Source organism: Kribbella sp. NPDC051587 (assembly GCF_044453945.1).
GTDB lineage: Bacteria > Actinomycetota > Actinomycetes > Propionibacteriales > Kribbellaceae > Kribbella.
The window spans coordinates 158773-185305 of record NZ_JBITDE010000016.1; the positions used below are offsets into that span (position 1 = coordinate 158773).

The following is a 26533-nucleotide window of genomic DNA, read 5'->3' on the forward strand; positions in this document are numbered from 1 at the left end:
AAGGGGACCGGTGGCGCTGATCGGTACACATGTCGCGATCGGCGGCGGTTTGGTGAAGGTCGGTCTGGCCGAGGCGATCGAGGTCGGCGCCGAGATCATCCAGCTCTTCGGTGGCAACCCGCGCAGCTGGGCGCCGCGCGCGGGCGATCCCGCGGCGGATGAGGCCTTCCGGGCGGCCTGCAAGGTTCCGGTGGTCGTGCACGCGCCGCACCTGATCAACCTGTGCTCACCCTCGGAGCAGGTCGTGCAGCAGTCCGTCGAGGCGCTCGGACTGACGATGGAACGAGCTGCCGCGATCGGTGCCGGCACAGTCGTGGTCCACGCCGGTTCGATGGTCGACGGATCTCGCCGTACGGCGGTCTTGAACGGCCTGCACGAGGTGATCGCGCCGGTCCTGGACCGCACCGACGTACAGCTGCTGATCGAGCCGACAGCAGGTGGCGGAGAGGCGGCGGCCTCGACGATCGAGAGCACCGGTGACTACCTCCAGGCGGTGAACGACGAGCGCGTCGGCGTCTGTCTCGACACCTGTCACCTGCACGCCGCGGGGGAGGACCTCACCAAGATCACGACCGATCTGCCGGTCGCCCTCCTGCACGTCAACGACAGTCGGGACCTCGTCGGATCCCGTCGCGACCGGCATGAGTCGCTCGGCCGCGGCGAGATCGGTCTCGAAACACTCAAGATCTTCCTCAAACGGTTCCCGGGTGTACCGATGCTGGTCGAGACGCCCACCCACGCCGAGGATGTCGCAATCCTCAAGACGATCAGACGAAGGCGGAGTGGCCGGTGATGGACTTGCCGACGATCAGCGTGTTCATCTCGCGGGTGCCTTCGTAGGAGTAGATCGCTTCGGCGTCGGCGACGAAGCGAGCGACGTTGTGTTCGAGCAGGATCCCGTTCCCACCGAGCAGCTCGCGGGCGTACCCGACCGTCTCGCGCATCCGCACCGTGCAGAACGCCTTAGCGAGCGAGGCATGCTCATCGTCGGCGTGCCCGGCGTCCTGTAGCTGCGACAGCCGCGCGCACAGCGTCGCCGACGCGGTCGTGTTGCCGAGCATCCGCACGAGCAGATCCTGGACGAGCTGGAACGACGCGATCGGCCGCCCGAACTGTTCGCGCTGGCCGGCATAAGCCAGCGCGTGCCGATACGCGCCCCGCGCACATCCGACCGCCATCCACGCGACCCCGGCCCGCGTCATCAGCAGCACCTTCGCCGTGTCCTTGAAGGAGTTGGCCTTGGCCAGCCGGTTGGCCTCGGGAACCCGTACGCCGGACAGCGTGATCTGCGCGTTCTGAACGACGCGCAGCGCCATCTTGTCCTCCATCTTCGTGGTCGTGAACCCGGGCGTGTCCTTCTCGACCACGAACCCCTTCACCTGGCCGTCCTCGACGTCCCGTGCCCAGATCACGGTGAGGTCCGCGAAGGTCGCGTTCCCGATCCACTTCTTCGAGCCGTCGAGGACCCACACGTCACCCTCGCGGCGGGCCGTCGTCTGCAGCCCGCGGGATGCGCCGGAACCCACGTCGGGCTCGGTCAGCCCGAACGCACCGATCAGGTCGAGCCGCGACATCGCCGGCAGCCAGCGACCCTTCTGCTCTTCCGATCCGCACAGGTAGATCGACCCCATCGCCAGCCCGCTGTGGACGCCGAAGAACGTGGCGATCGACGGGTCCGCCGTACTGAGCTCCATCGCGATCAGGCCGTCCATCAGGAAGCTGCGGCCCGGGCAGTTGTAGCCCTGGTACGGCGTTCCGACGACGCCGAGCTCCTTCATCGCCGGAATGAGCTCGAACGGGAACTCGGCCCGGTTCCAGTACTCGTTGATGATCGGGGTGACCTGTTTGTCACCGAAGTCGCGCACCCGGTGCAGCAGCGCGCGGTCGGCGTCGTCGAGCAGGTACTCGAGGCCGTAGAAGTCGATCGGGTCGGTCGTCATGGTTCCCCTCAACGCGATAGCAGGTCGGTCGCGAGTTCCAGGTGCCCGCCACAGTAGATGTGAAGCTCGGTCCCGCGTGGTAAGCATGAGGCGTGGACGCGATCGTGGTGACTTCGGGCGGACAGGTCAAGGGCCGGACGGACGGCGAGGTGACGGCGTTCCTCGGGATTCCGTACGCGGCTGCGCCGGTGGGGGAGAAGGCCTTTCAGGCCCCCGAGCCGGTCAGCTGGGACGGCGTACGGGACGCGACCGAGCTGGGGGCGACCGCGCCGCAGCCGGGTTACGAGCCGCCGTACGACGCGCTGTTGTCGAACCCGGTGATCCCCGGATCCGACTTCCTCAACGTGAACGTGTGGACGCCTGGCGGTAGCGGGCTGCCGGTGCTGGTGTGGTTCCACGGCGGCGCCTTCAGGAACGGTTCCAACGCCGTCCGCGAGTACGACGGTACGGCGTTCGCCCGCGACGGCGTGATCCTGGTCGGCGTGAACTACCGGCTGGGGATCCAGGGCTTCGGCGTGATCCCGGGCTCGCCGAGCAACCGCGGACTACTCGACCAGGTTGCGGCGCTGCGCTGGGTGCAAGAGAACATCGCGGCCTTCGGTGGAGACCCAGCTCGCGTCACGATCGCTGGTGAGTCCGCCGGTGCGATGAGCGTGGCGACGCTGATGTCGATCCCGGCCGCGAAAGGTCTCTTCCGGCGGGCGATCGTGCAGAGCGGCTCGGCTGGTGTCGCTGCCCTCGCCTCCGACGCCGGGACGGTCTCCGCCGAGGTCGCCAAGCGGCTCGGCGTCGAATGCTCGGCCGCGGGACTCGCGTCCGTCAGTGTGGAGGACCTCCTGGCCGCGCAGCGCGTGGTCGCGATCGAGATGCGGCTGAAGCCGGATCCGGCCCGCTGGGGCGTGAGCACGATCGCGGTCGGCGGCGGGATCATGCCGGTGATGCCGGTGATCGACAACGAGCTGATCTTCGACGTACCGATCAATGCCATCGCGGCCGGCGCGGCTGAGGGCGTCGACGTACTGGCGGGCTCGACGAGTGACGAGTTCAGCTTCTTCACCGTTCCGTCCGGGCTCGCGGCCGCGGTGACCGCCGAGATGCTGCCGGTCGCGTTGGCGGGGATGGGCGTTCCGCCCGAGGTTACGGCCGCGTATGTCGCTGGGCGGCCGGATCAGTCGCCGGGTGAGGTGCTGTCCGCAGTGGTGACCGACTCGACCTTCACGATTCCGACGATCAAGCTGGCGGCTGCCCAGCGACCGCATGGGACGCCGTACCTGTATGAGTTCGCGTGGCGGTCACCGCTCGAAGGGCTCGGCGCCTGCCACTCGCTCGAACTCGCCTTCATGTTCGACACGCTCAGCACCGCGACCTCACCCCTGTACGGCGATGCGGCGCCGCAGGAGCTCGCGGACAGCATGCACGCCGTGTGGGTGACGTTCGCGACGACGGGTGATCCCGGCTGGCCGTCGTACGAGGAATCGACGCGTGCGGTGATGACCTTCGACCACCCGACCTCCGCGCTGAAGTCTGCTCCGCGCGCGGCCGAGCTGACGGTCTGGGGAGTCTGACATGTCTTTGGAGACAGCCGATTGGCGCCGCCGGGTGTTCGCGCTCTACGAGTTGGTGCGTGCGCAGGATGACCCGGCCCAGGCGCACAAGGTCTGGCAGACCGGCCGGGACGAGTTGCTCAAGACGCACGCGGCCTCGCCGGTCGAGGAGCCCTCGACGTACAGCGGTCCCGAGATCGGTGCCTACCGCCCCGAACTGCGCTTTGATGTTGCTATCGACAACGATGTTGAGCCGCTCCGGTGGGAGGTGCCTTCGGCAACGGATGGCGTGATCCCGTTCAGCCGGATCGGAGTGGTCCACCTGCCTGAGGTCGGAGACCTCGATCTGTGGTGGCTCGAGTCGTACGGCGGTGGCCTGTTCGTCCCGATCAAGGACGCACTCGCCGGCAAGCTCACGTACGGCGGCGGCCGCTACCTGATCGACACCGTCAAGGGTGCCGACCTCGGCGGCGACTTCCGCGCCGGCCGCCTGGTGATCGACCTCAACTTCGCCTACAACCCGTCCTGCGCCTACAGCGCGCGCTGGACCTGCCCACTGGCCCCGAAGACGAACACGGTCACGGTGGAACTCCCGGTCGGCGAGCTCACGCCTCGGCCCTAGAACGCGGCGGCGAATAGGAGTGGGTACTACGGATACAACGCTGGGTGTGAGGAGTGGTGCCGTGAGTCAGCCACAGGTTGTCCGGACCGTGAGTCAGCCGGTCGATATGAATGGTTCGTTTGTCTGCACCTGGTCCGCCGTGGGCGGCTGCGTGGTGGTGAAGGTTGCGGGGATGGTGGACGCGGTGACGGCGCCCGCGTTCGCCGAGGAGTTGCGGCGGATCATCACGACGAAGTCGTCGACGATCGTGGTCGACGTCCGTCGGGTCCGTGAGCTGGATGACGCCGGTGTCGACGTACTGGCTGCGGCTGAGGCGCTGGCCCGTGAGACCGACGGATGGCTGCGCGTCGCTGGTGGGCAGCCGTGGGTGGACGAGATGCTCGCACCGCGGGGGATTGCGACGTACGGGGAGCTGAAGAAGGCGCTGCCGTCGTACCGGCCCGCACCCTGAACGCCGGCACGCTGTTGAGCGTGCCGGCGTTTCGCTGTGCCTTCAGGACAGCGCGTCGGTGAGCAGTGAGACGAGAGCTTCGAGCTGGACGTCGGCGGAGGAGCCGGTCTCCTCGTCGGAGCCGTCGAGCGCGATGGCGGCCAGACCGGCCTTGGAGTCGATCAGGTCCGCGATGCGGGTGTCGATGGTCTGCGCGGCGATGATCCGCCACGCGGTGACCGGCATCTCCTGACCGATCCGGTGCACCCGGTCGATCGCCTGGGTCTGCTCGGCGTTCGTCCAGGACAGCTCGGCCAGTACGACGTTCGACGCGACCTGGAGGTTGAGGCCGACGCCGGCCGCGAGCAGTGAGCAGACCGCGATCGAGACCTCGGGGTCGTTGGTGAAGGCGTCGATGTTCTTCTGCCGCTTGGTCGACGTCTGGTCACCGCGGATCGAGGCGAACTTGATCCCGCGCTCGGTGAACAGCTCCTCGGCGGTGTCCATCGCCTCGATGTGCCGGGCGAAGAAGACGACCTTGCCGACGCTCTGCGCGAGCTGGGCGGCGTAGTCGGCGGCCAGGCCGGCCTTCGCCAGACCGATCCGGCGGACCAGCGAGAACACGTTCTCGCCGGTCTTCTTGTTGTCCATCTCCTGACGTTCCCAGCCGGCGACGCGGCGGACCAGTTCGTGGTCGATGCCTTCGACGGTGACGCCGGCCGCGCGGGTCTCGAGTGCGGTGTGGTACCTCGCGACCAGACGCTCGGCCAGCTCCCGCTCGGCCGCGTGGATGGAACGGCCGACCGCGCCGTCGAGCTCGACGGGCAGATCGGCGATCCGGCGGGCCGGGATGTCGGCGGCCACGTCGACCTTGCGGCGACGGACGATGCCCATATTGATCACGGCCGACCGGGCGGCGGCGTAGAAGCCGGGGTCGGCGGGGACCAGTTCGGTCTCCTCGAGCGACTCCATCAGGTCCGCGCGCGGACCCTTCTCGTCGATCCAGCCGAGGAACTGCCAGATCGCGGTGAAGTCCTCGATCGAGTTGATCAGCGGCGTCCCGGTCAGGGCCATCAGCAGCGGCCGGGTGCTGCGGCTGCGGATCCGCTCCGACAGCTCCAGTACATTGCGGGAGCGCTGGGACTTCTTGTTCTTGATGAAGTGCGCCTCGTCGACGACCATGCCGCGGAAACCGAGGTCACCGAGCCAGCCGACGTGCCGGTCGAGCACCTCGTAGTTGACCACGACGATATCGGCGAAGCCGTCGATCGAGTCGCCGTCACCATGGATGACGGTCGCCTTCTTCTGCGGCGTCCACAGCTCGGCCTCACGGGCCCAGTTGGTCTTGACGACGTTCGGTACGACGACGAGCAGCGGGTACGCGTCGGCCGCCTTGGCCGCGAGCAGGGCCTGGGCGGTCTTGCCGAGGCCGGGCTCGTCGGCCAGCAGGAAGCTGCGGTGGCCGGCGGCCACGGAGGCGATCAGGCGAGCCTGGTGCGGCATCAGCTCCTGACCGGCCGCGATCCGCAGGTTGGTCGGCTCCGGCAGGGGCATGCTCGCCGAAGGCGCGGCGTACTCGAAGGAGCGGAGCAGGGGAGTGATGAGCTCCCACCCGGCGAGGCGCCGGGCGCGGACCGGCCGGGAGACCGGGGCCGCGCTGAAGTCGGGCGCGAGGAACGGGTTCGCCAGCTGCCGGGCGACGACAGTCTTCGGTACGACGCGACGCGCGGCGGGCTCAGGAGCGGTCTCGGGCTCCGGGGCGGGCGGCTCCTCGGGAGCCTCCATCCCGGCCGCGGTCAGCATCTCGCGACGCAGGGTCGCGGCGGCCTCGGAGATCACGGTGTCTTCGGCCAGCAGTTGGAGCAGCGCAGGCTCGCGAGCCGCGGTCTTGGCCAGAATTGTGGCCACGCCGTCGAGCCGGCGCAGCTGCTCGGCCCGGTACGCGTCAGTGGCGGAGGCGTCGGTGTTGACCCGGGCGCGCTCTTCACGGACGAGCAGCGCGACCACCTGGAACTTCGTCCTGGTAGATGGCTTGATCGCGGCTCGCTCGACGGCACCCTCGACCTCACGGACGGCCTTCGCCAGGACCGGGATCAGGCCCTCGGCGTCCTTGGCCGGGCGACGCTTGCGGTTGGCGGCCGTGGCACCGCCACCGGAACCGCCACTCGAGGCACCACGGCTGCCGGAGCTCTGCTTCCGGGCGTCACCGGACGACCGGCGGGTGTCGCCGGCGTCGCGCCGGGTGTCGCCGGATTGCCGGCGGCCGGAGCCGCTGGCGGCCCCGGACTGGCGCTGACCTCGTCGGGCCAAGGGTCCTCCTCTGTCGTGCTCTTTCTTGACCAGGACCACTGTCCGCTGCAGCAGTACACGGCACCGCGCGTCACCACGCCGAGAGCGACACGTCGCACAGCGGCCCGGTGCGGGCCACCCCAGAAGCGCGCGATCGGCGCTCCGGCCAGCGATCGAGATCGTGGATTCCGGCGGAACTGACGGCGCTGCGCCGATCACTGCAGGCCGATCACCGTGCGGTTCGGCCACAGTCCGGCCGGCGACGGGTAACGATCGGCCCAGAAAGGCGATGCCGATGTTCGGTGTTGCCAGAATACTACGCTCAGCACCCGGTCAGGTCACCCACCCGGCACCGATGTCGGGCAGCCGGTTTCCGGCGGTCCGGGGAGCTGCCGACGCCGGGCGTGATCCCGGCCACTCGGCAGCCGGAGTTGGTGGTGACACCGCCGACGATCAGTAGGGTGTCGCTGTCGCCCGCTTCGGTGACCCCGAACAGGAGAACACGTATCGATGGCGCCCGCCCGCCCTGCCCGGCTCCGGATCCCCGTCGGCGGCACTGGCATCTGCGACCTGGTCGCAGGTAAGGTCGGCGCCGATGAGCGCTGAGCCCGCCCCGGAAGCCGTCCCCGCCGCCAACCGTCAGCCCGCCTGGCTCGAGTCGCGGATCGGGGTGTGGCTGCGGATCGTCATCCAGCGCGGTCTGCTGAAGCCGCTGGTTCGCTCCCTGATCCGTGTTCAGGTGGTCGGCCGTCCGGAGGTGACCGGGCCGGTGGTCGTGGTCGCGAACCACTCCAGCCACCTCGATGCGCCCCTGATGGTGACGTTCCTCCCGTTGGCCCTGACCCGGCGGCTGGCCGTCGGTGCGGCCGCCGACTACTTCTTCGACAGCAAGAAGCGGGCGATCATCACCGGGCTGGTGTTCAACGCCTTCCCGATCGACCGCGGCAAGAACCGGCCGATGCGCGGTACCTCGGGCCGGTTGCTCGACGACGGTTTCAGCCTGCTGGTGTTCCCGGAAGGGACGCGCTCTCGCGACGGACTGATGGGTTCCTTCCAGCCCGGCGCCGCCGCGCTGTGCGTGAGCAAGGGGGTGCCCTGTCTGCCGATCGGCATCACCGGCGCATACGATGCGATGCCGCGGGGACGGAACTGGCCGCGCCCGGGACGGCTCCCGGTCCGGTTCGCGATCGGCGCCCCGCTGACTCCCCGGCCAGGGGAGTCGGTCGCCGCCTTCGCCGCCCGGATGCAGGCCGCAGTGACCGCCCTTCACGACCAAGGAGTTCGCGATGCCGGCTGACAAGCCGTTCCGTTTCACGGTGCAGTGTTCCTCGCCGTCCGAGGTGACCGCGGCGTCGTGGGCCACGCTGGCCCGGAAGGTCGAGGACCTCGGCTACTACAGCCTGACCGTGTCCGACCACCTGGACGAGCAGATCGCGCCGATCGCCGCCCTGATGGCTGCCGCGAACGCGACCACGACGCTCCGGATCGGGTCGATGCTGTTCTGCAACGACTACCGGCACCCGGTCGTGCTCGCCAAGGAGGCCGCGACGCTGGACGCGCTCTCCGGCGGCCGCTTCGACCTGGGGCTGGGCGCGGGTTGGCTGCACACCGACTACGAGCGGGCCGGGATCCAGCTGGACCCGCCGGGGGTACGGATCGACCGGCTGGAGGAGGCGCTCGCCGTACTGAAGGGGCTGTTCGCGGACGAGCCGTGCCACTTCGAGGGCAAGCACTACCAGGTGCGGGGTCTCCAGGGGACGCCGAAGCCGTTGCAGCGTCCGCACCCGCCGATCGTGATCGGCGGCGGTGGCAAGCGGGTGCTCTCGCTGGCCGGCCGGGAGGCGGACGTCGTCGCGATCAACATGAACATGCAGAAGGGCTTGATCGACTCCTCGGTCGGCCCGAACGCGACCGTCGCGGCCACCGACCAGAAGATCGCCTGGATCCGCGAGGCCGCGGGGGAGCGCTTCCCCGACCTCGTCCTGCAGTCCCGGATCCACCTCGCGCTGCCCGGCTCGGACCGGACCGAGATGGCGAACAACCTCGCCGCCGGCTTCGGGCTCAGCCCCGAGGAGGCGCTCGGTACGCCGCACGCCCTGTTCGGCTCGGTCGACGAGATCATCGAGGACCTGCTGGTCCGGCGGGAGCGGTTCGGCATCTCGTCGATCGGCATCGCCGTGGACGCGCTGGACTCGATGGCTCCCGTCGTCGCCAAGCTCGCCGGCTCCTGACCCGTTTCTGAGAGGACTGACCATGACTGTGGAACACATGAAGTGGTGGGGTTGGGGCGTCGACGGTGTCGCGTTCTCCCATGACGACAAGCCGTCGCTGGCACCGTTCGTGCAGAAGGTCATCGATGTCGATCTGAATGCACCGGCCGAGCCCCCGCTGGCCTTCGACGAGCTCGACGTCCCGGCGTCGCAGCTCGGTGAAGATCTGGAGAAAGCGCTCTCTGGCGTTCTCGGCGCCGAGTACGTCGTGACCACCGACCTCGACCGCGTGGTGCATGCCTTCGGCAAGAGTCTGCGCGACCTGGTCCGGATCCGGGCGAGCGATCTGCGCCGCATCCCCGACGTGGTCGTCTACCCGGCCGACGAGGCTCAGGTGGTGGCCGTGCTCGACGCGGTGGTCGCGGCGGACGCCGTACTGATCCCGTTCGGTGGCGGTAGCAACATCGCCGGCAGCCTGGAGGCGCCGGCCGACGAGACCCGTCAGGTCGTGTCGCTCGACATGGGCCGGCTGAACAAGGTGCTCGCGATCGACGAGGAGTCCGGGCTGGCCCGGATCGAGGCCGGTGCCCTTGGCCCGGATCTCGAGAAGCAGCTCGGCGAGCGTGGCTGGACGATGGGTCATTTTCCGGACAGCTTCACGCACAGCTCGCTCGGTGGCTGGATCGCGACCCGTTCGTCGGGCATGCAGTCCGACAAGTTCGGCGACATCGCGGACATCACTCGCGCGCTGCGCGTCGTCCAGCCGGGCGGGACGCTCGCGACTCGCGCCGTACCGGTCACGTCGACCGGGCCGAGCGTGCGCGAGATGATCCTGGGCAGCGAGGGCCGGCTCGGCATCATCACCGAGGCCACGGTTCAGGTACACCGCAAGCCGGAGAAGCGCGTCGTTCTGGGCTATTTCTTCCCGGACTGGAAGCGTGGCGTGGCCGCGATGCAGGCGATCTCGGCCAGTGACGCGACGCCGTCGATCACCCGGATCTCGGACTCGCGAGAGACCGCTTTCTCGTTCGCGACCCGCAAGACCAGCAAGGGTGTCTCGAAGCTGATGAGCTCGGCGCTGATCGCCGTCCTCAAGAAGCGGGGCTGGGATCTGGAGCAGATGTGCCTGTCCTTCATCGGGTACGAAGGCAGCGCGGAGCACGTCGCGCGGCAGCGCAAGCTGGTCAAGAAGATCGTCTCCGCACACGGCGGCATCGTCGTCGGCGCCGGCCCGGGAGCGCTCTACGACCAGAAGAAGTTCGATACGCCGTACATCCGGGACTTCCTGCTGGACCGCGGCGCGCTCGCGGACGTGTCGGAGACGGCGGCCTCGTGGTCACACCTGATGCCGCTCTACGACACGACGGTCGAGCAGGTCAACAAGGCCTTCGCGCAGCTGGGGGTGAAGGGGTGGGTGATGTGCCACCTCTCGCACTCGTACCACACCGGCGCCTGCCTGTACTTCACCTTCGCGTTCAAGCCGTCCGAGGGTGACCCGATCGCGCAGTACGACGCCGTGAAGTCGGCCGCGCAGCAGGCGTTCATCGATGCCGGCGGCACCTTGTCGCACCACCACGCGGTCGGTACGGAGCACTCGCGCTGGCTCGGTGACGACATCTCCGAGCCGGGCGTCCAGATGGTGCAGGGAATCTTCGGCGTCGTCGACCCGGGCCGCAACCTCAACCCGGGCAAGATCACCAGCTGATCAGCGCGCTGAGGCCGTCGCCAGCAGGAACCACGCGGTGTGTGGGATCCACTGCTCGGCCCAGCGCCACTCGTCGCCGTCGGGGGCGTCGGGCGGGAGGAACGCAATGTCCTGCTCGTCGCTCCAGCCGGCGGTGATCCCGTTGACGATGCCGCCGGGAAAGTTCGGGAAGTCCGACGCATAGTCGGGGTTGTTCCGTCCGCGGCCCTGCAGCATGCAGACGTCGAACGGGTTCCGCCCGGTCACCCACGCCAGCTGGTCGTCGGCGAAGGTGGTCAGTCGCTCGCGGGTTGTTGGGTCTTCGGTGATCCGGGCGCAGGCGCTGGCCGCGGTCGACAGGGATGCGATCGCGGCGTTCTCGCCCTGCCACCAGTAGCCGGTCTCGTTGGCGTGCGGAAAGAAGAACGACTCGCGCGGTTCCTCGTCGAGGGGCTGGACGAGCGTGCGCGGATAGCCGAACGGATTCGGTACGGCGTCGGTCCGCTCGATGATGTCGAGCATCGCCCGGAGAGCGGTCTCTCGTGCTCTTGCATCGTTCAGTACGTCGGCGTAGCGCAGCAGGGCGAGGATCGGGAGCCCCGGTTCGGCGGCATGGAAGAACGGTCTCCCCAGCTCGTCCGCGCGAAACCACCCGGGACCGGTCTCGGGGCGCACGTACCGGGTAATGAGTGAAGTTGCTCGGCGGCGGGCAGCGGGGGCGACATCGATGCCGGCAGCAACCAGTTCGGTAGCGGCCAGAAGCGCGGCGTAGTCGTCCAGGACCGACTCGGTGCCGTCGAACAGGTACTCCAGGTTGTGCTCTTCCAGGTGCGCGAAACCCTCTTGCGCTGCCTGCAGGTACTCCGCTCGGGTGAACTCGCCGTCATCGTCGACCGTCGACGCCCGCGCCAACGCGGCGATCGCAAGGCCGCCGCCTTGGCGATAGCCGGCCTGGTACCGGCTGGTGCGCACGCTGTTCTGCAGCGGCGCGGTGATCACGCGCTCTTCGAGCTGCTTCGTGAGCGCGTCGAAGATGCCGGTGTAGAAGTACCCCTCCGGCGACCGGAACCGCATCAGGAAGTCGGCACCCCACAACGCCTCGTCCCGCAACCGCGCGCTCAGCATCCGTGTCAAGTCTGGGTGCAGCGCGTCGCGGGCAGCCAGCATTGCCCAAGCACACAAGGGGATCTGCTGCGGACTCATCGTCGACGTGTACGTCAGATGCGACAGAAACTTGCTTGTGTCCCCACTCGCATCCAGCCACCCACCGCGCGCATCGACCGTCGTACCGGACTCGTCTCCCCAGAGCTTCGCGGCCCGGTCCTTCCGATCGATCTCACCACTCGACCGCATCGCCTTGAAGTACGCCAGTACGTCGGACATCGTCTGCCGCTGCACGCGGTGGTTCGCGATCACGAACGGCGCCGACTCGACCTTGCCCCCGTCGAACCGGACCCGCACCACATACGTGCCCTCCGCGACATCCTGGGGGAGCGGGATGCGTACGTACGGCCCACCACTCCAGCCAGGCACTCGCTCGACCGCGTGCGGCTCGAGGGCGATCGTCGTACCGACGCCGTCGAGCGTGGCGCTCAGGACAGCAGACGGTACGACGGCAATCACCGCCTTGCTCGCGGCGACGCCGTACCCGAGGTGCGACACCAGCACCCGCGGAGCAGTCCCATCCCAGGCCAGCACCACACCACTCCCTCACCACCCGAAGAGAGGTGGAATCGTACTAAGCCCCAAATGGCCGGGTCAGCGGCGGGGTTTCGTGGTGAGGCGGAGGAACTTGCGGCGGGAGCCTGGTGGGGATGGGAGGACGCCGGTGGCCGCGTCGGTGAGGAGGGCGTCGACGGTCTGCTTGGCGCAGGTGCGGTTGGTGCCGATGCCGCCGCTCGGGCCGCGCTTGATCCAGCCGACCACGTACGCGCCGGGGCGGTCGGTCACTCGGCCGGACTCATTGGGTACGACGCCGGTCGCGTCGTCGAACGGCAGACCCGGGATCGCCGCACCGCGGTAGCCGACCGAGCGGATGAACAGTTCGGTGTCGAGCTCCAGCCCGTCGGCCGTGCGTACTGAGCGCACTCGGTGGTCACCGGTGAGCTCGTCTGCGGTGGTGTAGAAGCGGAGGACGATGCGTCGCCCGGGCTTGGGGCCGGCCGCCCAATCTATCGCTTCGAACGCCACATCACGCAGAGCCGCCGCCTTGGCGTTGCCGTTGGCAACCTTCGCCGCCGGTCTGCCGCTCCACCCCTCAGCGTCTCCCGCGACCTCGGCCGGGGCCGCTTTGCCGCGGCTGAGGCGGTCGGCCGCTTCGGTGACGGCGGCTCGGATTCGGGGGTCGTGGTCGTCGACGACCAGGTCGACGCCGGCCAGGTGCTGGAGTTCGAGGAGTTCGGAGAGGCTGTACGCCGCGTCAGCGGGACCGCGGCGGGCGAAGAGGACGACCTCGCGGTTCTCGTGGGTTTCCAGTGCGGAGAGCGCTCTCGGCGCGATCTCGGTGTTCCTCAGCGTGCTGGGATCACTGGTGAGAATGCGTGCCACGTCCAGCGCCACGTTGCCGGTGCCGGCGATGACGACGCGGCCCGACGGGAGATGCACCGCATCCGCGGGTACTTCCGGGTGGCCGTTGTACCAGCCGACGAAGCGACGGGCAGGGATGCTGCCGGGGAGGTCCTCACCAGGGATCCCGAGAGAGCGGTCGCTGGCGCTGCCGACGGCGTAGATGACGGCGTTGTGGTGGCGCAGGAGATCGTCGTGGGTGAGGTCGCGACCGACCTCCACACCGAGGACCGTGCGGGTGCGCGGGTGGTCGTGGAAGCGAGTGAACCGGTCGGCGACCTTGCGGGTGGCGAGATGGTCAGGGGCGACGCCGTACCGGAGGAGGCCGCCGGGGGAGGAGAGGCGGTCGATCATGGTGACCTCGGCGTCGGTGTGCAGCAGGAGGTCTTCGGCGGCGTACATGCCGGCTGGGCCGGTGCCGACGATTGCCACGCGCAACGGTATCCGGGCCGAAGGCAACGGACGCGGCGGTTCGGGCTGGTCCCAGAGATGGAAGTTCGGCGCCGGATCGACCGCCGGTGGGATGTCCTCGAAGTACGCGGCATTGATCGCGGCGTACTGCTGCGATGGGCCGGTCAGCGTCTCGATCGGGTGGATCGCATCCGCCGGGCACGCATCCGAGCAAGCGCCGCAGGAGATGCAGGCGTTCGGGTCGACGTAGAGCATCTCGGTGCTGCCGAAGGCGCGCTCTTGCGGGGTGGGGTGGATGCAGTTGACCGGGCAGACCGAGACGCAGCTCGCATCGCTGCAGCAGGACTGCGTGATCGCGTAGGGCATCGGGATCTCAGATCAGGTGCGCGCGACGGTAGATGGCGACCGCGGGCTTCGTGAGCAGACCGACCGAGGACAGGAACTCCATCAGCCCGGCACAGCTCGACCGCAGCATCGACTTGTAGTGCTCGTTCGCCCGAGCCTCACGCAGAGAGCGCTCTACGTCGAGTCCTGCGGCGGCGTACACCGAGCCGTTCACCATGCTCTTGATGATGAAGTAAGCCGCGGCGGCGACGATCACGCTGCTCTTCAGCCGCCGTACCGATCCCGCCTGCGCAAGCTGCTCGCGGACCTCTTCACGCGCGAACTTCATGTGCCGGGATTCCTCGACCACATGGATGTTGCTGATCGTGCGCACGAACGGGACGATCCGCTCGTCGCGCATCCAGTCCCGCTGCATCACGTCGGTGACCTCTTCGGCGACCAGGATCGCGGCGTACGCGGTCTCGGCCGAGGCCAGCGTCTTGAAGGCACGACCGAGCTCGATCACGTGCCGGCGCGGCCGGTAGGCCGGGGCCTCGAGCTTGGCGGCACCGCGCGCGAACATGATCGAGTGCCGGCACTCGTCGGCGATCTCGGTCAGCGCCCACTGGAAGTCCGGATCGGTCGGGTCCTTGGCGTAGAAGTCGCGCAGCATCATCTGCTGCAGGATCATCTCGAACCAGATCCCGGTGCTCGCGACCGACGCGGCCTCCTGCCGGGTGAGCGCTCTCTGGCGATCTTCGCCCATCTCGTGCCAGTACGCCGTTCCGTACAGCGTGCTCCACTCGGGGGTGAGCCCGTGCAGGCTGCGGTCGAGCGGTGAGTCCCAGTCGACCTCGACGGCGGGGTCGTACGACGACGTCTCGGCCGAGCGCAGGAGTTGGGTGGTCACGCCGTGCGGCGCAGTTCCGGAGTCCGTCGCAGTCATGGTCGTCTCCGTTCCGTTCGGATATGCCATCTCTGATGTTACATCGCCAGTGGCAGATGTCCAGAGCCATCGGTACGGCGGGAGCGGATACGGTGGGTGAGTGGGTAAGCGCTGGTGGGTCGTGATCGCTGGAGTGCTCGTCGTCGGCGTCTGGAGTGCGCGCCACAACGACGAACCGAAGGCGGCTCCGGAAGCGGCCGTGTCGACCAAGGCCAAGCCCACTTCCACGCCAACCCCCGCAGCGCCCACCAAGTCGTCGCCCACCGCGGAGCCCTCGGCCAATCCGGTGGGGAACTGGTACGACGACTACGATCCGGCCCACTTCGCCGTACAGGTCCGGAAGTCGGCCAAGCAGGCAGGCGTGAACCCGCAACTGCTGATGGCGATCCTCTACAACGAGGACTACAAGCCGCACACTCCGGAGTTCGAGCGATCCTGGCAGCGGATGAAGCCGGACGCCTCCTTCGGCATCGCGAACATGCACCGCGCCGCCTTGAACGAGACCAAGCGCGGCCGCTTCGCCAATCGTCAGTGGGAGGAGCTCCCCGACCACCCCGACCTCGCGATCCAGGCGGCCGCCTGGCACCTCCACGACCTGGCCGACCGGCTCCCGGCCAACCGCTCCGCGAAACTCACCAAGGACGAACTCCTGGCCCTCGGCTACAACGCCGGTGCCGGCAACATGCGAGCCTTCGCCCGCGGCGCCCATCTCGGCTCCCAGGTGCAGACCTACCTGGACCGCCTGCATACCAACTGGTCCAAGTCCGGTACGGCGGTCAGTTAGTCGTCGGTAGCAGTCGGGTGGTGTCGCCGGGGCGGGTGAGGGTCAGGAGGGCGCGCTCGATCTCGGGGCGGGCGTTGAGGGCGTCCTCGAGGATGTTGATGCGCGTCGCGACATCGGATTCGGGAGCGTTGCCGGTGAGATCGACGGCGGCGACCAGGAAGATCTTGTCGGCGCCGACCCACTCCATATGCAGGAAGCTGACGGCCTCGATCTCCTCGTGTTCGAGGAGGGCGTTCAAGGCTCGGTTGTGAGCGACGGGGCTGACGGTTTCGCCGGTCAGGAAGTCCATGTTGCGGCTGATCAGGAAGAGCGCGACGAAGCCGAGCAGGAGGCCGACGACGATCGAGCCGACGGCGTCCCACGCGGCGTTGCCGGTGAGTTGGTGCAGGGCGATGCCGAGCGCGGCGACGACGATGCCGATCAGGGCGACCAGGTCCTCGACGAAGACGGCGCGCAGGATCGGGTTGGACGTGGTCTTGACGTAATGCAGCGGTCGCACGTGGCGCAGCGAGGCGGCCGAGCGGGTCTGGCGCAGGGCCTGCAGGAACGAGATGCCTTCGAGAACGAACGAGATGCCCAGGACGGCGTACGCCCAGGTGTACGACGCCTCGGCCGGCTCGCCTTCGCGGAGCGCCTGGATGCCGTGCCACACCGAGACCGCGGCACCGACCGCGAACAGGCCGAAGGCGGCGAACATCGACCAGATGTAGCCGACCCGGCCGTAGCCGAGCGGGTGACTGGCGTCGGCGGGCTTGGTGGCGCGGCGTTCGCCGATCAGGAGGAAGACCTCGTTGCCGGCGTCGGCCCAGGAGTGTGCGGCCTCGGCGACCATCGACGCGGAGGCGGTGATCACCGCCACGATGCTCTTCGCGAGGGCGATCAGGATGTTCGCGGTCAGGGCGACGACCACGGTGAGAAGGCTCTCGCCGCCGTTCGTCTCGGTCTGGTCTGCCTGCGTGCTGCTCACGGGTCGACAGTAGACCGGACACGCCGCGCGGCCGCGCCCGACTCGGCGACAGTTCCTAGACTCGGGAGTGCCGTTGGAGTCCCGGGAGGCGCCGATGACCGCTGAACCACGTCTCTCGGACGATCGTTCCGAGGTCGCACGCATCCTGTTCGAGCTCGCCGTACCGGGATTGCTGCAGAACGTGGCGGGTCCGGTCGAGGATCAGCGGATCGAGTACCGCGAGGAAGCGGTTGCCCGCGTTCTCGGTGGGCAGCTCAGCGCCGCGCAACTCGAGTACGTGACCAAGGCGATGTCGCCGTGCCCGCCGCACCTGGTCACCTCGGCGACGCACCGGATCACCTGGCGCGACAGCCGCGGCATCGTGAACGTCGCCCACACCGGCCCGCTCGGCGCGGTCGTCCCGATCGTGGCGCGTGAGGCGACGCTCGAGCTGTGGGCGCGGCTAGACGCCGACGCCGACCTGGAGCGCCGTACGGCGGAAGTCCCGGAGAGCGCGATCAAGTTGCTAGCGGCAATCACCACCGACCACACCCCGGTGGAGATCTTCCGCACCGGCATCGACGCGGCCGCCAGAACCCTTGTGCAGCACGCCTTCCTGGCCGGACAGACGCCGTACGGCGATGCTGCGCAACTCGCGCGGGGGATCGCAGAGAGCGGTATCTTCGACGCTGTCGCGACCACCTGGTACTGGGGTCTGCAGGCCTCGACCTACCGCCGCGGGATGATCCCGGCCTCGCTCGTCACCTTCGCCGGCCGGGTGCGGTACTCGGTCGACACCGTGGTCGCCCTCCGCGCGATGAAAGACGCGCAGCTGGCACACGCCCAGGACGAAACCCTCGACCCGCTCCCGAGTACCGCGCAGTACAGCCGGCTCGCTCCCGGTCAACGACCGCGGTGTCTCGCTCGCAGTCCGCAGATGTACGACGAGGGCCGCACCAGCGTGCTTTCGCTCGTTGCCGACATGTTTGTCGAGACCTTCGTCCACCTGCTCGGCCACATCGAGGTCGCACCAGCGATCGTCGAGCACCCGCAGCCGGTCGCGGACACGTCGGCGGAGACCTTCGAAGTACCGGACATGACCTGCAGCCACTGCACGAGAACGATCACCAAGGTGCTCGGCGAACTCGGCGTCGACCCGCCCGAGTTCGACCTGGTCACCAAGAAGGTCGTCGCTGTGTTCCCGTCCGCGGCGATCCGGGAACGCGGGTTCGAGGCGATCCGGGCCCGCGGTTACACCGTCGTACCGGGACCGGGCTAGACGGTGCGCAGGACCGAGACCACGACGCCGAGGATGGTCGCGTTGTCGCCGTCGATGACCTCGAAGGCGTCGTTGCGCGGCTCCAGGAAGACGTGGCCGTTGCGGCGCTTGTAGACCTTGACGGTCGCTTCCTCGTCGATCATCGCGGCGACGATCTGGCCGGAGTGCGCCTCGTGCTGCTGGCGGATCACGACGATGTCGCCGTCGCAGATGGCCGCGTCGATCATCGACTCGCCGCGGACGCGCAGACCGAACACGTTGCCACGGCCGGTGAGCTCGCGCGGGAGCTGCATGACGTCGTCCAGGTGCTCGATCGCGGAGATCGGCGTACCGGCGGCGATGTCACCGACGACCGGGACCGAGACGTTCGAGGCGTTGTCCTCGCGGGCGGACGACTCGGGCAGGAACTTCCGCACATCCATCGGGCGCGAGACCGACGAGCTGCGGTTCAGGAAGCCCTTGTCCTCGAGGCTCGCCAGGTGCTTGGAGACCGAGGACGACGAGCGCAGACCGACCGCGTCACCGATCTGCCGGCTGCTCGGCGAGTACCCGTGCCGCTGCACCCAGTCGCGGATCACCACGAGGATGCGTTGCTGACGTTCGGGCAGTGCGTTCGCGTCGAGGTCGCCGAAAGGATCGTGATCAGTCACCGCGGAATCCTAGGCCGAACGTCCCGGCCGATCGCCGACCGACCCACCCCTTTGCCCGAAAGCTTCTTGCGGCCAGGGGTGGCCTGACTGTCATCATGTAACGCATGACGGGATCGGGGGATCACCGGCTGGATCTGCACGTACTGGGACCGGTGGGTTTCACAGTGGGGGACGAGTCGCTCGAGGTCGGGCGCCGGATGGAGCGAACGCTGGCGGTGCGGCTCGCGTTGGCGTGTGGGCGGGCGGTGCCGGATGAGGCGATCGCCCGCGATCTGTGGGGCGACGAGGAGCTCGAACCCGAGCGGGTCGCCGAGCGCCTGCGGGTGCTGACGCACCGGCTGCGGAGAGCCTTGGGCGAGCACAGTTCCGCCGTACGGCGAGAAGGCGGCGGGTACGCGTTGGACGCGGGGATGCCAGACGCCGATGCGCTCGACGAGGCGATGACGCGCTCGGCCGGATTACGTCGTACCGGCGAACCGAAGCGGGCGTTGGCGGTGATCACGGAGGCGTTGGCGAGGTGGCGCGGACCGGCACTGGCTGATCTGCGCGAGGTGCCGTTCGCTGCCCTGGAGGCGGCCAAGTTCGACGAGCTGCAACGTGAACTTCGTGTCCAGCGGGTCGAGCTCGAACTGGACCTCGGCATCGACGTCACGGCCGAGATCGAGCGCCTCGTGATGGACTACCCGCTCGATGAACGGCTCACCGGGCTCGCCGTGATCGCGCTGTACCGTGCCGGTCGCCAGGCCGATGCCCTCGAACGTATCCAGCGGCTGCGATCGAGACTCGCTGACGAACTCGGCGTCGATCCGTCGGTGGCGACCACCGAACTGGAGCTGCAGGTCCTTCGCCAGGACCCGACGCTGCAGGCTCACGAAACACCTCGGCCGAGCCGGTTGCCCGATCTCAACTGGTTGATCCCGAGGGACAACTTCGTCGGTCGTGACGAGGATGTCCACGCCCTCGTCGACGAACTCGACCGGCCGGGACTGGTCTCGATCGTCGGCGGCCCGGGCGCGGGGAAGACCGTGCTCGCTCGCGAGGTGGCGATCGCCGTACGGCGGGGAAACCGGCCGATCGCGTGGTGCGATCTTGCGCCGTTGTCGACCGGGGCGGCGGTCGCACCTGCGCTGGCGGCTGCGCTCGGTGTCGATCCCGGTGTCGGGGATCCGCTGCCAGAGTGTGCCGACCGTCTGACCGGTGCGTTGCTGGTACTCGACAACGCGGAGCATCTCGTCGACAGTGTCGCCGAGCTGGTCAGATCCCTGCAGTGGAAGGCAGAACGGCTCTCGATCCTGGTCACCTCACAGCGGCCGTTGCGGCTGCGCGCTGAGTACACGCACCAACTGGACGCGCTCGATCCGGAGGCCGCGGCGGAGCTGTTTCGTCTGCGCTGCCGGTCTGAGGAGCTGCTGCCGGGCGACCTGCGCGTGGCCGAGATCTGTGCCGCGGTCGACCACCTGCCGCTCGGTATCGAGCTCGCCGCCGGCCTGGTCCGGACCCTCACCCTCGATCAGTTGGCGGCCCGGATTCATCAGCGGACCCGACTGCTCGTCGCGGGTAACCGGGACTCGGGCGCCCGGCACTCGAGCCTGCGGGCAGCGATCGACTGGAGTCACACGCTGCTCGATCCGCCGGCCCGCACGGTGCTGAACCGGCTGGCGGTCTTCGCCGGCGGGTGCACGCTCGACGCGGCCGAACAAGTTGCTGGTGGCAACGGTATCGAGGTCGCCGACATCCCGGTGCTGCTCGCCGACCTGCACGAACGCTCGCTGCTCACGGTCTCCGTCGGCGAAGGCGGTCGGCGGTACCAGCTCCTGGAGTCGATCCGTGACTACGCCCTGGACCGGCTCGGCCGCGACGAAGACGCCGTACGGCGGGTGCACGCGCGCTGGTGCGCTGACCTGGCCGGGCGCACCGAGCGGTACGGCGGTGCCGACCATGCGGATCTGGATCGGGAACTCCGGCTGGAGGAAGCGAACCTGCGGGCGGCCATCGAGTTCGCCCTCGATGACGATCCGCCATTGGTCCTGCAGATCGTCACGCCGACCTGGTGGTACTGGTGGAGCCACGGCTCGATCGACACCGCTCGCGACTGGCTGCGGCGCGCGCTCGCGGCCGCGGATCCGGAGCCGACGCTCGAACGAGCCTCGTCGATTCGCGTCGCCGCCTCGTTGACGCGCAACAGCGGACAGCTCCGGGAAGGGCGTGTCCTCGGCGAGCAGGCGCTGCAGATGTTCCGCGACCTCGGCGATGAACGCGGGCACGGTGCCTCACTCGTCGGGCTGGCGATCACCAGTGTCGCGGTTCGCGACTACGAGCAGGCGCTCAAGGAAGCCTCCGAGGCTGCTGAAATCTTCCGATCACTCGACAACCAACGGCTCCTCGGTACGGCGGAGAACGTGGTCGCCTCCGCCCTGCGCGGACTCGGCCGAACCGAGGAGGCCGGTGAGCTGTTCGAAGCGGTCTGCGAGTTGTGGCGGTCGCAGAACGACCTGCGCGGACTGGCCGGGACCCTGTGCAATCTGGCACTTGTCCACCATCAATTGAAGGACTACGCCGGAGCTCGCGCGGACGCCCTGCAGGCGTTGCGGATCTATCGAGACATCAACCTGACCGAAGGCATGATCGACGCGATCGACCTGATCGGTGGGGTGGAGCTGGCCGAGGGCAACCCGGCGGTTGCGCTGCGGTTGCTGACGGTGGGTCGGCTCGAGCGGATCCGGATCGGAGCACCGCAGATCATCCCGGACGAGCTCGATGCCCGCGAAGGTGCCGAGGCGGAGGCCCGGCGGCAGCTCGGGTCGGCCGCGACCGCAGTCGTCGCCGACGCCCGCGCCGTACCGCTGAGCGTGATCGCAGCCGAGCTGGCGTTTGCCACTTAGTGCAATCGTCGCCCACCGCACCTTGGTGGGCGATAGTCTCCGAGCATCGAGTCGAGTGCCGGATGCTCTTCGACAGCGGCGTGCAGACGCGGCTTGACTTGGGGGAAGAAAGTCTTGGGCCTGGGGGGCTCCGCACCAGCCTCCGCCCGCTGCCTTGTCAGTGAGATGTGAGGAGCTGTTGTGAGGTTGTTCAGACCCGGGGTGGTCGCACTCGCCCTCGGACTGGTCGCGGGCATCGCCGCCGCCGGCCCGGCCGCCGCAGGGGAGACCCGCACGGTCTCGTACCGCGGCTACCAGGTGACCGTCCCGTCGGACTGGCCGGTGGTCGACCTGGCCGCCGATCCGACCGCTTGCGTCCGTTTCGATCGCCCGGCCGTCTACCTGGGCCGCAGTACGGCGCAGGCGAACTGCCCGGCGGACGCCGCCGGCCGCAGCCAGGGGCTTGTCCTCGAGCCGCTGGTCACTGCGACTCCGTCGAGCCCGGGCCTCCTCCGCCGGGTCGTCCAGGACGCCGGCGTGCTGGCGACGGCCTACTACGCACCAGGCGCGGAGCCCGCTGCGGCCGAGGTCCTCGCGACCGGTCGGGTCGTGTCGAAGTCCCGGGTCGCTCAGGTTGCTCAGCCGGCCGCGGCCACCCCGTCGGTGGTTGCCACCGGCAACTTGACCGGTGAGGCGTTCGACACCTGCACGGCGCCACCGCAGGCGACGATGGACGCCTGGCAGTCGTCGTACAAGGCGATCGGCGTCTACATCAGCGGAGCGGTCCGCAAGTGTGACCAGCCGAACCTGACGCCGGACTGGGTGACGACGAACGCGGGCAAGGGCTGGCAGTTCCTGCTGATCGACATCGGCCTGCAGGCGCCGTGCTCGACCTTCAGCGCGGACAAGAGGATGTCGGCCGATGCGGCGACGGCGCTGGGCCAGGGCAAGACCGCCGCGGCTGCGGCAGTGACGTCCGCGCAGGCGCTCGGGTTCGCCCAGCGGAGCGCGATCTACAGCGACATCGAGCACTACACCTCGACGGCTGCCTGCAAGGCCGCAGTGCTGTCGTATGTCAGCGGCTGGACGCAGGAGTTGCACGCTCGTGGCTACCAGGGCGGTGTCTACGGCTCTGCCAGCTCCGTCGGTGCCGATTTCGCCAGTGCCTTCACGAGTACGGCGTACACGCGGCCGGACAACCTGTGGTTCGCCCACTGGGGCTCGACACCGATCGGCACCAGTCGGTTCGTCCCGGCGACCACGTGGACCAATCACGAGCGCATCCACCAGTACGCCGGCGACGTCTCCGAGACGCACGGTGACGTGACGCTGCAGATCGACCGGAACCACGTCGACCTGACCGCGCCGCCGCCATCGGTGACCAACTTCTCGGTCACCGGTGGATCGTCGACCGCGACCCTGCGCTGGACGAAGCCGGCCGGTGTCACGCTCGGCCAGATCATGATCCGCACGGCTGTCGGCTCCACGCCGCCGCCGCTGGTCACGTCGGGTACGTCGGTCTACAACGGGACCGCGAGTCTGTACACGATGACCCGGCTGGCGAACTCGGCCAGCTACGCGTTCCGCGCCTGGGTGAAGGACAGCACCGGCAAGGTCAGCCCGGGCGCTGACGTACTGCTGGTCGGCACGAAGGCGACCGTGACTGCGAGCGGAGCCTGGATCACGTACGGCGGTTCGGTCACCGTGTCGACGACAGTGACCAAGCTGGACGGCAGCCCGTTGGCCGGGGCACCGATCGTGCTCTACGCGAAGGCGAAGAACGCAACGGCGTATGCGGCGGTAGCGACGGTGACGTCGGATGCGAACGGGGTCGCGACGTCGGTGCAGAAGCCGGGTGCCTCCACGCAGTACCAATGGGGTTACAACGGCGCCGTTGGTCTGCTCGGGACGAAGAGCGCGGTGGCGCTGGTCGAGGTCCGGCCGGGCATCTCGTCGTACCTGACCCCGGCTGCGATCAAGCTGGGGGCGTCGAGCAACTTCTACGGCTACCTCACGCCGGCGCACCAGGGCACCAAGGCCTACCTGCAGCGGAAGTCGGGGACGAGCTGGGCAGCGGCCGGCACCGGCGTGCTGACTGCCAACGGCAAGTACTCGTTCGTCATCAAGCCGACGGCCAAGGGCACGTACACGTATCGCGTGGTCTGGCTGGCGGATGCGGATCACCAGGGCACGCAGACACCCTCGAAGGTGCTGACCGTCAGTTGACCGTCCGTGAGTTGATCACCCTCGAGTTGATCGCGGAGGGCGATTGCTTCGATCGGAAGCAATCGCTTTTCGTGACCTCCTGTGCGCCGTAGCGTCTCACTCATGACGACAGAGAAGCTGTTCCAGGTCAACGGAGTGACGCTGTGCGCCGAGACGTTCGGTGACCCGGCGCACCCGGCCGTCCTGCTGATCCACGGCGCGTCGGCGTCGATGCTCTGGTGGGATACCGCGTTCTGCACCAGGCTCGCCGACCACGGCCGTTACGTGATCCGCTACGACCAGCGCGACACCGGCCGCTCGACCACCTACCCGGTGGGAGAGCCGCCGTACGCGATGAGCGACCTGGCCGCAGACGCGGTGGGCCTGCTCGACGCGCTCGGCATCGAACGCGCACATGTGGTGGCGCAGTCCATGAACGGCGGCACTGGTCTGATCATCGGTGTCGACTACGCATCGCGCGTCGCGTCGCTGACCTTCGTCTCGACGACGACCGGTGACGACGACCTGCCGCCGCCCTCCGGCGACTTTCCGGAGTTGAGTACGCCGGACTTCGCCGACACGGACGCGGTCGTGGAGTACGTGGTTCGGTCGATGGAGGCGGAAGCGGCGGGGGTGTTCGACGAGAAGGCGGCGGAGGCGTTGGTCCGGGCGGACGTGGCCCGGTCGACCAACTTCGAGGCGTCGCTCACCAACCCGTTCGCGATGACCTTCGACGGGCCGAAGGGTGGCGGGTTCGGTGACCTGACCATGCCGGTGCTCGTCGTGCACGGGGACAAGGACCCGTACTTCTCGCTACCGCATGCGGAGGCGATCCGGGACGCCGTACCGGCTGGGGAGCTGGTGGTGATCCGGGGGGCAGGGCACGGAATCCCGGAACCGTTGTGGGACGAGTTCCTGACCGCGCTGGCTTCGCACACGGCGGTGCGCTGATGCGGGCCGCGGTGTGGTTGCCGCTGTTCGACGAACTGGCGGATCCGATCGTGGTCGCCCGACTGGCGGCAGCGGCCGAGGAGGCCGGCTGGGACGGGTTCTTCGTGTGGGATCACCTGTTCTGGCGGGAGCCGGTCAAGGCCGTCGCTGACCCGTGGATCACGCTCGCCGCGGTTGCGTGTGCGACCGAGCGGCTGCGGATCGGCCCGATGGTGACGCCCGTCGCGCGGCGCCGGCCGGTGCAGCTGATGAAGGAGACGGCGACGCTGGATGTGTTGAGCGGTGGACGGCTGACGTTGGGCGTCGGGCTGGGCAGTGATCGGTTCGCGGGGGAGTACTCGCGGACCGGCGAGACCCTGGATGACCGGGTCCGCGCCGAGCAGTTGGACGAGTCGCTGGAGATTCTTCGGGCCGGCTGGAGTGGTGAGCCGGTCGTGCATGACGGACAGCACTATCAGGTCGACGACGTACGGTTCCTGCCGCGGCCGGCACAGGGGCAGGTGCCGATCTGGGTGGCCGGCTTCCCCGGGACGCGCAAACCGATTCTTCGAGCCGCGAGGTACGACGGGTTCTTTCCGGTGAACCTGCAGACGGCCGACGAGTTGGCGGTCGCGACGGACCGACTGCGGGCGACCTTCGGTCAGGATGCGCTGCCGGAGGGGTTCGATGTGGTGGTGGCGCTGGAGCCGGAGATGGACCCGCGACCGTTTGAAGAGGCCGGCGCGACCTGGGGACTGACCGACGTCGATCCCGCGTCGTTGTCGCTGGCTGACGTCCAGGCGATCATCGCGGCCGGGCCGCAGTGGTGAGAGCGGCGGTGAGTGCTCAGTGGTAGCTGCCCAGTGGTAACCCAGGGCGCTTCAGTGGTTGAGGCGATCGAGCAGCGCGGTGAGCTGGGCGTCGGTCTGCTGCGGCGGGGGACCGAACGCGGCGAGATGATCGAGGATCTGGGTGTAGGTCTCGACGTCGTCGCGTTTGTCGAGGTAGAGCGCGCTCGTCAGGTGCTCCAGGTAGACGACGTCCGGCAGGTCTCGCTGCGGGAACCGCAGCAGGCTGAAGGCGCCGCCGGTCGCAGCATGCCCGGGCTCGCTGAGCGGAATGATCTGCAGCGTGATGTTCGGCTGGTGCACCGCCTCGCGCAACGAGGTCAGTTGCTCCCGCAAGACCTCGGTGCCGCCGATCGGCCGCCGCAGCGCCGCCTCCTCGATCACTGCCCACAGCTTGAGCGGCGGCTCGCGATCGAGCACCCGCTGCCGTCGCGTCCGCAGCGTGACGATCCGCTCGATCTCGTCCTTGTCCCGCGGAGCCCCGGCCGTCAGCCCGGCCACCGCACGCGCATACTCCGCCGTCTGCAACAGGCCCGGCACGAACTGGATCTCGTAGGTCCGGATCAACTCCGCGGCCGCCTCCAGCCCGAGGTACGCGTCGAACCAGTCCGGCGTGACATCGCCATACCGATGCCACCAGCCGCGGTTGTTCGCCTCCCGCGCCAACTCGAGCAGGCGATCCCGCTCGCGCGCCTCACTCACGCCGTACAGACTGAGGAGGTCCTCGACGTCGCGCTCCTTGAAGCCGACGCGCCCGAGCTCCAGCCTGCTGATCTTCGACTCCGACGCCCGAATCGCCCAGCCCGCGTCGGTCCGGCTCACTCCCGCCCGCTCACGCAACCGCCGCAGATGACTGCCCAGCATCATCCGCAAAGCCGTCGGCCCCACTACTCCTTGCCCCGCCATACGGCCACTCTACATCATTATCGAACATACGTTCCCATCAATTTCTGTCATGATGGCCCTACTCTTGTGATGTCTCAGGACATGGGTGACGGTTCTGCATCAGGACATCGGTGACAGTTGGTGTGTCAGGACATGGGTGACGGTTCAGTGGTCGCGGCG

Annotated in this window: 21 protein-coding genes; 13 read left to right on the plus strand and 8 right to left on the minus strand. The window is 68.6% G+C overall.

Translation table 11 applies throughout. The features are described from left to right. Positions 1–10: 10 nt before the first annotated feature. Complete coding sequence (locus tag ACIA49_RS37490; RefSeq protein ID WP_396383035.1) at positions 11–793, plus strand: deoxyribonuclease IV; 783 nt, start codon at positions 11–13, stop codon at positions 791–793. Here ACIA49_RS37490 and ACIA49_RS37495 read toward each other — a convergent pair. Beyond that, positions 768–1940: an acyl-CoA dehydrogenase family protein gene (locus tag ACIA49_RS37495; protein WP_396383036.1), complete on the minus strand. Its 1173-nt coding sequence runs from the start codon at positions 1938–1940 to the stop codon at positions 768–770. The genes ACIA49_RS37490 and ACIA49_RS37495 overlap by 26 nt on opposite strands. Positions 1941–2032: 92 nt before the next feature. Between ACIA49_RS37495 and ACIA49_RS37500 the strand changes: the two genes are divergently transcribed. From ACIA49_RS37500 to ACIA49_RS37510, 3 genes are all read left to right on the plus strand, one after another. Further along, on the plus strand, positions 2033–3505 hold the full coding sequence (locus tag ACIA49_RS37500) for a carboxylesterase/lipase family protein (RefSeq protein ID WP_396383037.1): 1473 nt from the start codon (positions 2033–2035) through the stop codon (positions 3503–3505). 1 nt (position 3506) lies between these two features. After that, positions 3507–4106: a DUF1684 domain-containing protein gene (locus ACIA49_RS37505; RefSeq protein WP_396383038.1), complete on the plus strand. Its 600-nt coding sequence runs from the start codon at positions 3507–3509 to the stop codon at positions 4104–4106. Between the two features lie 61 nt (positions 4107–4167). Further along, the gene (locus ACIA49_RS37510) at positions 4168–4557 is read left to right on the plus strand and encodes an STAS domain-containing protein (protein WP_396383039.1); all 390 of its coding nucleotides are present in this window, start codon (positions 4168–4170) and stop codon (positions 4555–4557) included. 42 nt (positions 4558–4599) lie between these two features. On the opposite strand, the gene ACIA49_RS37515 is transcribed toward ACIA49_RS37510, so the two are convergent. Further along, positions 4600–6846 (minus strand): DEAD/DEAH box helicase, encoded by a 2247-nt coding sequence (locus ACIA49_RS37515; protein ID WP_396383040.1) that lies wholly within the window; start codon positions 6844–6846, stop codon positions 4600–4602. Positions 6847–7420: 574 nt separating this feature from the next. On the opposite strand from ACIA49_RS37515, the gene ACIA49_RS37520 reads away from it, so the two are divergent. Genes ACIA49_RS37520 through ACIA49_RS37530 form a run of 3 tightly spaced genes read left to right on the plus strand, consistent with a single transcriptional unit; the run spans position 7421 to position 10740 of the window. After that, positions 7421–8122, plus strand: a complete 702-nt coding sequence (locus tag ACIA49_RS37520) for a lysophospholipid acyltransferase family protein (RefSeq protein ID WP_396383041.1) — start codon at positions 7421–7423, stop codon at positions 8120–8122. Next, the gene (locus ACIA49_RS37525; protein ID WP_396383042.1) at positions 8112–9056 is read left to right on the plus strand and encodes a TIGR03621 family F420-dependent LLM class oxidoreductase; all 945 of its coding nucleotides are present in this window, start codon (positions 8112–8114) and stop codon (positions 9054–9056) included. Before ACIA49_RS37520 ends, ACIA49_RS37525 begins: the two co-directional genes overlap by 11 nt. Before the next feature lie 22 nt (positions 9057–9078). Next, the gene (locus tag ACIA49_RS37530) at positions 9079–10740 is read left to right on the plus strand and encodes an FAD-binding oxidoreductase (RefSeq protein WP_396383043.1); all 1662 of its coding nucleotides are present in this window, start codon (positions 9079–9081) and stop codon (positions 10738–10740) included. Here ACIA49_RS37530 and ACIA49_RS37535 read toward each other — a convergent pair whose 3' ends face one another. From ACIA49_RS37535 to ACIA49_RS37545, 3 genes are read right to left on the minus strand one after another with little or no spacing between them, the layout of a single operon-like run. Then, complete coding sequence (locus tag ACIA49_RS37535; RefSeq protein WP_396383044.1) at positions 10741–12417, minus strand: glycoside hydrolase family 9 protein; 1677 nt, start codon at positions 12415–12417, stop codon at positions 10741–10743. A 60-nt stretch (positions 12418–12477) separates the two neighbouring features. Next, positions 12478–14061, minus strand: coding sequence for an FAD-dependent oxidoreductase (locus tag ACIA49_RS37540; protein ID WP_396383045.1), 1584 nt, complete (start codon positions 14059–14061; stop codon positions 12478–12480). Positions 14062–14068: 7 nt separating this feature from the next. Next, complete coding sequence (locus ACIA49_RS37545) at positions 14069–14965, minus strand: diiron oxygenase (protein WP_396383046.1); 897 nt, start codon at positions 14963–14965, stop codon at positions 14069–14071. 100 nt (positions 14966–15065) lie between these two features. Between ACIA49_RS37545 and ACIA49_RS37550 the strand changes: the two genes are divergently transcribed. Next, complete coding sequence (locus ACIA49_RS37550; RefSeq protein WP_396383047.1) at positions 15066–15749, plus strand: transglycosylase SLT domain-containing protein; 684 nt, start codon at positions 15066–15068, stop codon at positions 15747–15749. Here the strand turns inward: ACIA49_RS37550 and ACIA49_RS37555 are convergent. Next, entirely contained in the window at positions 15742–16716 is a 975-nt protein-coding gene (locus ACIA49_RS37555) for a cation diffusion facilitator family transporter (protein WP_396383048.1), read from the minus strand. The two genes, ACIA49_RS37550 and ACIA49_RS37555, sit on opposite strands and share 8 nt — an antisense overlap. 94 nt (positions 16717–16810) lie before the next feature. On the opposite strand from ACIA49_RS37555, the gene ACIA49_RS37560 reads away from it, so the two are divergent. Further along, positions 16811–17974: a heavy-metal-associated domain-containing protein gene (locus ACIA49_RS37560; RefSeq protein WP_396383049.1), complete on the plus strand. Its 1164-nt coding sequence runs from the start codon at positions 16811–16813 to the stop codon at positions 17972–17974. Here the strand turns inward: ACIA49_RS37560 and lexA are convergent. Then, entirely contained in the window at positions 17971–18624 is a 654-nt protein-coding gene (lexA, locus tag ACIA49_RS37565; RefSeq protein WP_396383050.1) for a transcriptional repressor LexA, read from the minus strand. The two genes, ACIA49_RS37560 and lexA, sit on opposite strands and share 4 nt — an antisense overlap. Positions 18625–18728: 104 nt before the next feature. Here lexA and ACIA49_RS37570 point away from each other — a divergent pair, with 104 nt between their 5' ends. The 4 genes from ACIA49_RS37570 (at position 18729) to ACIA49_RS37585 (ending at position 25450) form a co-directional block, all read left to right on the plus strand. Next, positions 18729–21506: a BTAD domain-containing putative transcriptional regulator gene (locus tag ACIA49_RS37570; protein WP_396383051.1), complete on the plus strand. Its 2778-nt coding sequence runs from the start codon at positions 18729–18731 to the stop codon at positions 21504–21506. A 180-nt stretch (positions 21507–21686) separates the two neighbouring features. After that, the gene (locus ACIA49_RS37575; RefSeq protein ID WP_396383052.1) at positions 21687–23711 is read left to right on the plus strand and encodes a glycoside hydrolase domain-containing protein; all 2025 of its coding nucleotides are present in this window, start codon (positions 21687–21689) and stop codon (positions 23709–23711) included. Positions 23712–23813: 102 nt separating this feature from the next. Then, positions 23814–24641 (plus strand): alpha/beta fold hydrolase, encoded by an 828-nt coding sequence (locus ACIA49_RS37580; RefSeq protein ID WP_396383053.1) that lies wholly within the window; start codon positions 23814–23816, stop codon positions 24639–24641. Next, positions 24641–25450 (plus strand): LLM class flavin-dependent oxidoreductase, encoded by an 810-nt coding sequence (locus ACIA49_RS37585; RefSeq protein WP_396383054.1) that lies wholly within the window; start codon positions 24641–24643, stop codon positions 25448–25450. The genes ACIA49_RS37580 and ACIA49_RS37585 overlap by 1 nt, the downstream gene beginning before the upstream one ends. 51 nt (positions 25451–25501) lie before the next feature. On the opposite strand, the gene ACIA49_RS37590 is transcribed toward ACIA49_RS37585, so the two are convergent. Continuing rightward, a complete protein-coding gene (locus ACIA49_RS37590; protein ID WP_396383055.1) occupies positions 25502–26374 on the minus strand; it encodes a helix-turn-helix domain-containing protein in 873 nt (290 codons plus the stop codon). Positions 26375–26533 lie beyond the last annotated feature (159 nt).